We start from the raw sequence: 10,342 nt of genomic DNA, 5'->3' as shown, positions 1-10,342 counted from the left end.
GGCCGGCGGCCTCCCGCCGCGGCCCGCGGCGCCCGCCGGTGCCGCTGCACCGAGCACAGTCCCGGGCTCGGCGGCCGCAACGCCGCCGCCCAACCGCGCGCAATTCGCTCCGCCGACGGTTACGCCTGCCTTCCAGGCAAGGCCGACAGTCGTCGCACCGCTGCCACCTCCGCCGCGCCCGCCGCAGCGTGACCTGACACCGCTCGCGATCGGTGCGGGCGTGGTGGCCGGTGCCGTGATCGGCGCCACCATTGCCGACCTGCACAACCAGCGACGCGAGGCCATCGAAGGCGGCCGCACCGTCTACACCGAACCGGATCGCATCATCATCCGCGATCCGGGCGGGCAGGCCTACGTCCGCGGCAACGACCTCTATCGCTTCCGCTATGGCGCCCGCGACATCCGCACCGACACCGTCGGCGGCGAGACCCGCACGGTCGTGATCCGTCCTGATGGCAGCGAGGTCATCACCGTGGTCGGTCCCGACGGTTCGTTGCTGCGGCGAATCCGCAGGGACCCCGGCGGGCGCGAGATCATCATCATCGACAACAGCTACCGCGATCCGCGGTCGGTCGGCGGCTTCTATGTCGATGCGCCGCCGCCGGTCGTGAACATTCCCTACGATCGCTACATCGTCGACGCCGAGGAAGCATCGCCGGACCTGATCTACCAGACCATGGAGGCACCGCCGGTACAGCGGATCGATCGGCGTTACACGCTCGACGAGATCCGCTACAGCCCCAATGTTCGCATGCAGATGCCGAGCATCGACGTCAACACGATCACCTTCGAGACGGGCTCGTGGACCATCCCGCCGGACCAGGCGGCCCGGCTGCAGGGGATCGCCGACGGTCTCAACCGTGCGATCCAGCGCAACCCGCGTGTGGTGTTCCTGATCGAGGGACACACCGACGCGGTCGGCAACGAGGTCGACAATCTGTCATTGTCGGATCGCCGTGCGCAGTCCGCGGCCGAATTGCTGACCCAGCAGTTCGGGGTGCCCGCCGAGAACCTGACCTCGCAGGGCTATGGCGAGCAGTATCTGAAGGAGCAGACGCAAGGACCGAGCCTGATCAACCGGCGCGTCACCGTCCGCAACATCACGCCGCTGCTCAACGGTGGCCAGGCCTCGCTGCCGCCGCCCCCGCCCGGCACCGCGCCGCCGCGCTGAGGCGAAGCACAAATGCAAAATGGCCGGGAGCAATCCCGGCCATTTTTGTTTGGATCAGGCGCCCGCTGCCTGAAGCGGCACGCAGGCAGCGCAGATGGCTGCGGCATGCCTGTGATCGGTGCCGCAGCAGCCGCCGAGCAGTTGCATGCGCGGGAATGCCCGCCTGAGCGCCACATAACGGCGGCCAAGATCGGCGGGATCGCCGCTGTCGAGCACCTCGGACTCATCGAGCTCGGCATGACTCTTGGCCGACGCATTGGCCCTCACGCCATGAATGCGTTCGACCCATGGCTCGCCGGCTTGGAGGGCACTCTCGAAATGGGTCGGATGAGCGCAGTTGATCAGGAAATATTCGCAAGCACGTTCCGTTGCACGATCGACGATTTCGATCGCTTCCCGCAGGGTCTCTCCCCTGACCAGGCAACCGTCAGTTTCGACCGTGAAGGAGATGGCAACCGGGATCGCGTGCATCTTTGCAGCACGCACCACGCCGATGGCTTCATTGACGCTGTTCAGCGTGAACGCGGTGACCATGTCGGCGCCTGCCTCGGCGAAGGAGGCGATCTGGGACGAATGATAGTCCATCGCCTCCATCGCATCCATGTTGCCGGCCTTGTAGCCGTCGCCCCGCGGACCGATCGCACCGTTGATCACGCAGGGCAGGCCGGAGGTCCCCCATGTGCCGCGCAATTCCTCAAGAAAACGAATTGCCCGCATGTTGATCGCCGTGAGCGCGTCCATATCGTAGCCGAGCTTGACACCCCAATCAGGATTGGCGCGCCAGGTCGGACTATCGAGCACGAAGCCGAGCCCATGCTGACGCGCGATCGCAAGATAGGCCTCGTAATACTGCCTCAGATGCGTGCGGCCGGCCTCGCTCTCGAGCAACACGAAGGCAGCGAAGTGAGGAAGCTCCAGACCTTTGTGAAAGATCAGGGTGGTCTCCATGCCGCCGTCGGTCAGGAAGATGCCGCCGTGGCGCTGAGGCAGATTGTCTCTGTACTTCGCCATTGGTCGCTCCGTCGCTGCGAGGCCCCACTCATTCGGTCGTTTCAACCTCCTTCCGGTCTCATGCGAGATGGTGCCGCATAATGTCGCGCGGTACGCGACTGCTCCTACTGCGCTGCGGCGAGTCCAAGCGCATCGACCATCACGCGAAACACTTCGGTGTTGTCCATCGAGCCGTGCACGCGCTCGCTGCCCGGCCCGGTCGCCGTCAGGATGACGTCCTCGCCCGAATGCACGCTCGCGCCGATCATCGCCGACAGATTGCCCGGGCGCAGCACCGCGCCGGGGACATCCTTGTATTTGTCGTTGGCCTTGAAGGTCCCGTCGTCGCCGGCCTTGACGGTCGGCTCGTTGGGATTGTCGAGCTTCGGCCGGAACGTCTCGTAGTGATCGGGCAGGCTGGCCGAGAAGATGGCGAGCCGGCGGCTCACATCGACGCGTGACGGATAGCCCTCGGCATCCGGCGCCGGATAATTGGGAAATCCGGCCTGCTCGTAGACGCCGACGCGCTCGCGCAGCGGCACGTTGGGCGTGGTGCCCATGTCGTCGTTCACCGTGCCGACAAGGCTGTTGGGATGATTGTGGTCCGCCAAGACCAGGATGAGGGTGTCGTCGCCGCGCGCCCGTGCCCATTCGCGCGTCTGGCGCACCGCATTGTCGAGCATGATCGTGTCGTAGACCGCCCGCTCCATGTCGAGCAGGTGCGCATATTTGTCGATCAGTCCGGATTCGACCATCAGGAAGAAGCCGGTCTCGTTCTTCGAGAGGATGTTCAGCGCCGCCTGCACCTGCTCGGTCAAATCAGGCTGCTCGGGAAATTTCTTCACGCCGCCGCCCTTGAGGAATTTGCGGTCGAGCACGCCATCCATGTTGCCGGTCGCGAACAGGCCGAGCAGCTTGCTTGTCTCCGGCTTTGCGGCAGAAGCGCCGAGCTCGCTCGCAGTCGTCGCGACCTGATAGCCTGCGTCGCGGAACTTCGCGATGTAGTCGGCCTCGTCCTTGCGCTTGGAGCCGGCCGCGGACTTTGGCAGAAAATTCGCGCTGCCGCCGCCCATCAGCACATCCGGCTTCGCCGCGAAGAACTGCTCGACGATCTCGTCATAGGCGGCGCGCCGGCGGGTGTGCGCAACCATCGCGGCCGGCGTCGCGTCTTCGATCTCGGTGTTGGTGACGACACCGATCGCCATGCCGTGCCGCCGCCTGGCGAGGCTGGTGATGGTTTCGACGCGGGGATCGTCGAACGGGCTTGCGGTGCGGTCGGCATAGACGCCCAGGGCATTGACGGCGCTCTTGTGGCCGGTCGCATAGGCGCTGGCCGAGTTCGCGGAGTCCGTGATGATCGAGTCCGAGCCCGCCGTCGCCACCAGCGCCATATGGGGCATGTCGTCGATCGCGAGCTTGCCGCGGCTCTTGCCTTCCGCAATCCCCTTGGACAGGATTCGCGCTGCGACCCGATGCGCTGGCGACATGCCGTCGCCGATAAACAGGATGACGTTCTTCGCCTTACGCTGACCCGTGTCGTAAACCGTCCATGCGATGCTGCGCTGCTGCGTGCCGTCGCTGACATCCACCGTGACGGTGCCGGGCTTGGTCAGCGTGACGTCGCGCAAGATCAGCGCCGACTGATCCTTGCCGTCCTCGCGATCGATGAAGGTCCCGCTACGTCCGAACGCGGCAGCATAGTCCGCGCCGTTCACGGTCACCTTCAGCCTGGCCGGATCGACCGGCCCGGGAAACTCGACCTTGAAGTCGAACCGGGCGCCAGCCAGGATCTCGGCACGATCGATCGGATAGATCGTCTGCGCCGACAGCGACGTTGTCCAACAGAGGGCGATAAGTGAGGCGAGTGCCGATCCCTTGACCATGCTCGATGCTCCGCAATCCCGTTCACAACAGGAGCGGAACCCTAGCGGTCGCGCATGACATCGTCATTAAGCGCGTAGCCCGGATGGAGCGAAGCGCAATCCGGGAATCTAGCGGCTGGACGAGAGGCCCCGGATTTCGCTTCGCTCCATCCGGGCTACAAGATCAACCCTTGTCGCTCTCGAGCTTGAAGATCTGCGAGCCTTCGCTGCCCGACAGCAGGCCGGTGTCCGTGTAGAGCTTCAGCTTGGTGCGCGTGTCGGCGATGTCGAGGTTGCGCATGGTGAGCTGGCCGATGCGGTCGGCCGGCGTGAATGCTGCGTCTTCCACCTTCTCCATGCTGAGCCGTTCCGGCGCATAGGTCAGGTTCGGGCTCTCAGTGTTGAGGATCGAATAGTCGTTGCCGCGGCGCAGCTCCAGCGTCACCTCGCCGGTGACGGCGCGTGCGACCCAGCGCTGCGCGGTCTCGCGCAACATCAGGGCCTGCGAATCGAACCAGCGACCCTGATACAACAGGCGTCCCAAGCGCATGCCGCTGATGCGGTACTGCTCGATGGTGTCCTCGTTGTGGATGCCGGTGACGAGGCGCTCATAGGCGATGTGCAGCAGCGCCATACCGGGCGCCTCGTAGATGCCGCGGCTCTTGGCCTCGATGATGCGGTTCTCGATCTGGTCGCTCATGCCGAGTCCGTGGCGGCCGCCGATCGCATTGGCTTCGAGGAACAATGCGACGGGATCGCTGAAGGTCTGGCCGTTCAGCGCCGTGGGCTGGCCTTCCTCGAAACGCACCACGACCTTCTCGGCCTTGACGTTGCAGTCGTCACGCCAGAACGGCACGCCCATGATCGGGTTGACGATCTTGATGCCGCTGTCGAGGCTTTCGAGATCTTTGGCCTCATGCGTGGCGCCGAGCAGATTGCTGTCGGTCGAGTACGCCTTCTCCGCGCTCATCTTGTAGGCAAAGCCCTGCGCGCTCATGAACGCCGACATTTCGGCGCGGCCGCCGAGCTCGTCGATGAATTGCTGGTCGAGCCAGGGCTTATAGATGCGCAAGGATGGATTGGTCAGCAGGCCGTAGCGGTAGAACCGCTCGATGTCGTTGCCCTTGAAGGTCGAGCCGTCGCCCCAGATGTTGACGCCGTCTTCCTTCATCGCCGCGACCAGCATCGTGCCGGTGACGGCGCGCCCGAGCGGCGTGGTGTTGAAATAGGTGATGCCGCCGGTCGAGATGTGGAAGGCGCCCGACTGGATCGCGGCGATGCCTTCGTGGACGAGCTGCGTGCGGCAGTCGACGAGCACCGCCTTCTCGGCACCGAACGCCTCGGCCTTGCGCGGGATCTCGTTGTAGTCGGCTTCATCGGGCTGGCCGAGATTGGCCGTGTAGGCGTAGCAGCGCGCGCCCTTCTGCTTCATCCAGAGCAGCGCCGCGCTGGTATCGAGACCGCCCGAAAAAGCGATGCCGACTTTCTCACCCTTGGGCAGGCTTTTCAGGATCGTGGTCATGGGGCTTCCAATCGGGTCTCAAGGGGCGGATGGCGTTCGTGGGTTGACCGCGCGAATATCAAATTTCGCACGCCTCGGCACGCATTTAATGGCTCAAATCGACGGCTCGGGGCCTGTCTTGCGGCGGAACAGGCGCTGGCGGAGCCGGTAGGCGGGCATGTTCAGCCGGGTCAGGGCGGCATCGACCGCCTCGTCCGAGAACCGGGTCCGCGGCCAGCGGTAAATCAGCGCGTAGGCGAACCAGATCACGACGAAGGTGACGAGGCCGGCGATCGAGACATCGGTGAAGAAGTGGCCGCCGAAGGCCATCCGCAGCCCGCTGGTGACCATGCCGAACACAACCGCACCGGCATAGGCGAGCGGCCGCCATGCCGGCGGCGCCAGCGCAGCCGGCGCCAGCGTCCAGAACGCGGTCGCGCCCTCGCCCGAGAAGAACGAGCAGTTGCGCGCGCAATCGCCGCGCGGATCCCACCACGGCACGAATTGCTGGTCGCCGGCAAACTCAGTCACCACCACCGGACGCGGCCGGCCCCAATAGGTCTTGAAGGTGAGATTGGTGAGGATGCCTGCCGACATGATGATGGTGACCAGCAGGAATACGATCGCGCGCCCCGATACCATCAGCGGCCGGTCGGGTCGGATCATCTTGACCACAAGCGCGACCAGCGGCGGCAGCACGAATGCCCAGGCGACCCACATGGCGGCGTCGCGCGCGACGCCCGCCCACTCATTCAGCTTGAGCGGAAACGTCTTCGTCTCGGGGTCGAAGAACAGTGCGGCGAGCTTGAGATCAAGCTCGGGATAGAGGCCGAAAACGACGCCGATCACGAGCCACAGCGCCAGGGCGATGAAGAGTCCAGTCCGGTTCATGCGCGCGGTTTAGCGGAGCGGGGAGGAGATGGAAACCCCGGAGGAAGGCAAGAAAATCACCGCGCATCCGGCCTTGAATTCGACGGGAGCGGCGGAGGCGGCTTGTGCGGGGGCGGCGGATTGCGCCAGGCGCCGGCATTGCGGCCGGCAATCAGCCAATAGACCACGCCGGAGACGATGCCCGCGCCCGTCATGATCTCCAGATGCCGCCGCACGATGCCTTCGAACTGGAGTGTATCGGAGTGGAAGGGGATGAGGCCGAGATAGCAGGCTAGGCCAACTACGCCGCCACCCACGGCATAAGCGAGCGCGCTGCGGATATAGAGCGCTTCGGTGATCGCGACGATCACCGCCGCCGGAACCAGCGCAAAGCCCGAGACGAAGATGAAGCCGAAGCCGAGCAGAATGTCGATCGCGCCCTGGTCGACCGGACCGGCGCCGAGATCGGCAAACTCCGGAAACAACAGCGCGACGACCACGATCATCCCGCCGACGAAACAGGCGGCAAGAAAGCCGATGAAGATGACGATGAGGCGGCCGATCAGGGACATGACGGGAAAGCTCACCTCGCCGTCATTGCGAGGAGCCACCCGGTCCCGCCTTCGGCGGGCCGGATGACAGGCTCCACGACGGAGCAATCCAGACTGTCTCCGCGGAGGGAATCTGGATTGCTTCGCTGCGCTCGCAATGACGGGGATGCGAGAGCGCGGGCACGCATCCTCAATCCGTCATCGCCATGGCGCGCAGCGCCTGACGTTCGCGGGCCGAGAGCTTTTCGGTCTCCGACTTGAGCTGGCCGCAGGCGGCGAGGATGTCGCGGCCGCGCGGGGTGCGCACCGGCGAGGAATAGCCGGCATTAAAAATGTATTCGGAGAATTTTTCAATCTGGTCCCAGTCCGAACATTCATAGGCGGTGCCGGGCCAGGGATTGAACGGGATCAGGTTGATCTTGGCGTGAATGCCCTTGAGCAGCTTCACCAGCAGTTTCGCATCGTCGAGCGAATCGTTGACGCCCTTGAGCATCACATATTCGAAGGTGATGCGGCGTGCGTTGGAGGCGCCGGGATAGTCGCGGCAGGCCTGCAGTAGCTCCTTGATCGGATATTTGCGGTTGAGCGGCACCAGCTCGTTGCGCAGCTCGTCGCGCACCGCATGCAGCGAGATCGCGAGCATCACGCCGATCTCGTCGCCCGCGCGCACGATGTTCGGCACGACGCCCGAGGTCGACAGCGTGATGCGGCGACGGGAGATGCCGATGCCTTCATTGTCGCCGACGATGAGCAGCGCGTCGCGCACCGCGTCGAAATTGTAGAGCGGCTCGCCCATGCCCATCATCACGATGTTGGTGACGCGGCGCGTGCCGTCCTCGCGATCGGCCCAGTCATTGAGGCGGTCGCGCGCAACCATCACCTGTCCGACGATCTCGCCGGCGGTGAGATTGCGCACCAGCCGCTGCGTGCCGGTGTGACAGAAGGAGCAGTTCAGCGTGCAGCCGACCTGGGAGGAGACGCAAAGCGTGCCGCGGTCGGTCTCGGGGATGTAGACGCACTCGACTTCATGGGCGCGCTCGACATTGTCGCCGCTCGGCAGACGCAGCAGCCATTTGCGGGTGCCGTCGTTGGAGATCTGCTCGGCCACGACTTCGGGACGGTCGACGGTGAAGTGCTGCGCGAGCTCGGCGCGAATGCCCTTCGAGATCGACGTCATATCGTCGAAGCTTTGGGCGCCGCGGAAATAGAGCCAGTGCCACAGCTGCTGGACGCGCATCTTGCGCTGCGCGGGCGCGACGCCGATCTCGCCGAGGCGGTCGGCAAGCTCGCTGCGCGACAGGCCGATCAGCGAGGGCCTGGCCGGCGGCACATAGGTTTCGAGCGGAGTCTTCTCCACCAGGATTGCGTTGTGCGGCTCGGTCGTCGGTTGCATTGGTTGCCTGATATCTCTCGTCATGCCCGGGCTTGTCCCGGGCATCCACGTTCTGTTCCGCCCGTTGCTAGCGCGTGGATGGCCGGGACATCTGGTGCGAAGACGCGCTTCGCGCTTTAGCCCGGCCATGACGGCTACACCTTTGGGATACCCTTATATAGCAACCGGAACCGCCGATTGCGACCGTGATGCCGCCCTCAGGCTTAACGCCGGCAGTCCTACCGCCTGCAATCCTGGGCGATCCGGTCGAGCGCCTGGGCGAGGCCCTTCAGCGAAAACGTATCGGTCGTCTCCGTTCCCTTGGCCGAGACGCCCTTGACCACGAGATCGGCGGATTTGCGCATGGCCTCGACCATCCGCTCTTCCTCGGCCGCGTTCTTGATCCAGAGGCCGTCGCCCTGCGTGTACATCGCGAAAGCGGCGCCGCCGACCTCGACCGAGGATTCCGAGCCCGGCTTGAGCGCATAGCCGATCATGACCGAGACTTCGTTGTTCACCTTTTCCGCCGGCCGGGTCGAAACGAAGGCATAGGCGGGATCGCGCGGGCGGTTCGGCGGGTTGGTCTTCGACGACGACGGCTTGGCCAGCGCGAAGCAGACCTTCTTGCCGTTGGGTGTGGCCGAATAGGCGCCCCAGGTGCCGAACTGGCCGATCAGGGTCGGCTCCGTGCCGCCCGCAACCGCCGTGGCTGGAGCCACCGGCTTGCTCTCGGGCTTTGCTGCGGTCTTTGGAGCTGTATTGGCCGCCGGTGCAGCCGCCTTTGGCGCGGCTTTGGGCGCCGGTTGCGTCGTCTGCGCCCGCGCGGAATCGGTGATTCCCACGGCCATAACGCCCGTCATCAAGGCTAAAATCAGCACCCGCCACATGCTGGAGTGGTTCCCTCAATATTGTGACTGGAAGATGGCCCGGCCGCGCTTTGTCCCCCGGCAGGGATAACCGGGAAAGTCCAATTTGGGAAGGCAGTTAGCGGCTCAGCCTTTGGATCGCGCAGCGCGCTGCTCGGCCCATTGCGCGTCGGTCCATTGCAACAAATCCTCGGCGCCGGAGCTGCGCAAATGCGCGCCACCGTCGATCACGACCATCTCGCCATTGATGTAACCGGCACGGTCCGAGACCAGGAAGCTGGCGAGGTCGGCAAGCTCGCTGTGCTCGCCGGTGCGCCCCATCGGGTTGCGGGCGGTCCAGCCTTCGTCGCGGCCCTCGGGACGGAGCTGTCCCGAGGCGCCCGCGGTCGGGAACGGGCCCGGGGCGATCGCGACGGTGCGGATGCCCTTCGGGCCCCACTCGACCGCGAGACTCCTGGTCATCGCCAGCACTGCCGACTTCGCCATCGCCGAGGGAACCGTGAAGGCGCGGCCGGTGATGGTCGAGGTCGAGAGGATCGAGAGCACGACACCGCCATGCTTGCCGTCGATCCAGCGCTTGCCGGCGGCGAGCGTGCAATACATCGCCATGCAGCGTCGGCGCGAGGATCGCGTCGGCAGCGCGAAACGACAGATGCTCGCTCTGCGCGATGAAGGTTGCGGCTGCGTTGTTGACGAGAATATCGAGTGGCGCCTCGCGCCAGATCGCGTCCATCATGCTCTCGACGGCGCCACCGTCACGGACATCGCAGGCGATCGTGGTGACCTTGCCGCCGGTCTGCGCGCGCATCTCGCTCGCCGTTGCTTCCAGCCGGTCGAGCTTGCGACCACAGATCACGAGCTCGGCGCCGAGCGCGAGAAAGCGGTGTCCCATCGCGGCGCCGAGGCCGGAGCCGCCGCCGGTGACGAGGATGCGCTTGTCCCTGAGCAGACCTGTTTCAAACATCGTTTGAATCCTTCTTTTTCTTCTTGTTTCGTCATTGCGAGCGTAGCGAAGCAATCCGGACTATTTCCGCGGCGCGGACTCTGGATTGCTTCGCTGCGCTCGCAATGACGCGAGGATAGGCCTTCACGCTGCGCTAGACAAAGAAACCGGATTGTCGGACCGCACTAAATCCGGCAGAAACGGACCAACTATAAT

The 10,342-nt window shown here is 64.9% G+C and carries 8 protein-coding genes and 1 pseudogene; 1 reads left to right on the top strand and 8 read right to left on the bottom strand.

The genetic code is table 11. The features are described from left to right. A partial coding sequence (locus AC1DW2_RS30135) for an OmpA family protein (protein ID WP_477007814.1) occupies nucleotides 1-1,171 on the top strand: 1,171 nt, incomplete at its 5' end. 54 nt (nucleotides 1,172-1,225) lie between these two features. Here the strand turns inward: AC1DW2_RS30135 and AC1DW2_RS30130 are convergent. The 8 genes and pseudogenes from AC1DW2_RS30130 to AC1DW2_RS30095 form a co-directional block, all read right to left on the bottom strand. Further along, a complete protein-coding gene (locus tag AC1DW2_RS30130; protein WP_477007813.1) occupies nucleotides 1,226-2,182 on the bottom strand; it encodes a homocysteine S-methyltransferase family protein in 957 nt (318 codons plus the stop codon). Nucleotides 2,183-2,286: 104 nt separating this feature from the next. Beyond that, nucleotides 2,287-4,044, bottom strand: coding sequence for an alkaline phosphatase (locus tag AC1DW2_RS30125; RefSeq protein ID WP_477007812.1), 1,758 nt, complete (start codon nucleotides 4,042-4,044; stop codon nucleotides 2,287-2,289). Nucleotides 4,045-4,207: 163 nt separating this feature from the next. Then, nucleotides 4,208-5,545 (bottom strand): argininosuccinate synthase, encoded by a 1,338-nt coding sequence (gene argG, locus AC1DW2_RS30120; protein WP_477007811.1) that lies wholly within the window; start codon nucleotides 5,543-5,545, stop codon nucleotides 4,208-4,210. A gap of 93 nt (nucleotides 5,546-5,638) precedes the next feature. Next, complete coding sequence (locus tag AC1DW2_RS30115) at nucleotides 5,639-6,415, bottom strand: phosphatase PAP2 family protein (RefSeq protein ID WP_477007810.1); 777 nt, start codon at nucleotides 6,413-6,415, stop codon at nucleotides 5,639-5,641. A 56-nt stretch (nucleotides 6,416-6,471) separates the two neighbouring features. Next, the gene (locus AC1DW2_RS30110; RefSeq protein ID WP_063980357.1) at nucleotides 6,472-6,966 is read right to left on the bottom strand and encodes a hypothetical protein; all 495 of its coding nucleotides are present in this window, start codon (nucleotides 6,964-6,966) and stop codon (nucleotides 6,472-6,474) included. Between the two features lie 169 nt (nucleotides 6,967-7,135). Then, nucleotides 7,136-8,338 (bottom strand): dual-specificity RNA methyltransferase RlmN, encoded by a 1,203-nt coding sequence (gene rlmN, locus AC1DW2_RS30105; RefSeq protein ID WP_071908693.1) that lies wholly within the window; start codon nucleotides 8,336-8,338, stop codon nucleotides 7,136-7,138. A gap of 218 nt (nucleotides 8,339-8,556) precedes the next feature. Next, on the bottom strand, nucleotides 8,557-9,204 hold the full coding sequence (locus AC1DW2_RS30100; RefSeq protein WP_477007809.1) for an invasion associated locus B family protein: 648 nt from the start codon (nucleotides 9,202-9,204) through the stop codon (nucleotides 8,557-8,559). A 105-nt stretch (nucleotides 9,205-9,309) separates the two neighbouring features. After that, nucleotides 9,310-10,147: pseudogene (locus tag AC1DW2_RS30095) on the bottom strand (SDR family oxidoreductase). Between the last annotated feature and the right edge of the window lie 195 nt (nucleotides 10,148-10,342).

Source organism: Bradyrhizobium sp. P3_C3 (genome assembly GCF_056402655.1).
The sequence above is the reverse complement of the archived record's forward strand: the minus strand, read 5'-3'. Positions and strand labels throughout refer to the sequence as shown.

What these genes read in the sequence shown, in the direction of transcription:
- AC1DW2_RS30125 (WP_477007812.1), bottom strand. Translation starts at nt 4,044, where the DNA reads ATGGTCAAGGGATCGGCACTCGCCTCACTTATCGCCCTCTGTTGGACA.
- AC1DW2_RS30100 (WP_477007809.1), bottom strand. Translation starts at nt 9,204, where the DNA reads ATGTGGCGGGTGCTGATTTTAGCCTTGATGACGGGCGTTATGGCCGTG.
- argG (WP_477007811.1), bottom strand. Translation starts at nt 5,545, where the DNA reads ATGACCACGATCCTGAAAAGCCTGCCCAAGGGTGAGAAAGTCGGCATC.
- AC1DW2_RS30115 (WP_477007810.1), bottom strand. Translation starts at nt 6,415, where the DNA reads ATGAACCGGACTGGACTCTTCATCGCCCTGGCGCTGTGGCTCGTGATC.
- AC1DW2_RS30130 (WP_477007813.1), bottom strand. Translation starts at nt 2,182, where the DNA reads ATGGCGAAGTACAGAGACAATCTGCCTCAGCGCCACGGCGGCATCTTC.
- rlmN (WP_071908693.1), bottom strand. Translation starts at nt 8,338, where the DNA reads ATGCAACCGACGACCGAGCCGCACAACGCAATCCTGGTGGAGAAGACT.
- AC1DW2_RS30110 (WP_063980357.1), bottom strand. Translation starts at nt 6,966, where the DNA reads ATGTCCCTGATCGGCCGCCTCATCGTCATCTTCATCGGCTTTCTTGCC.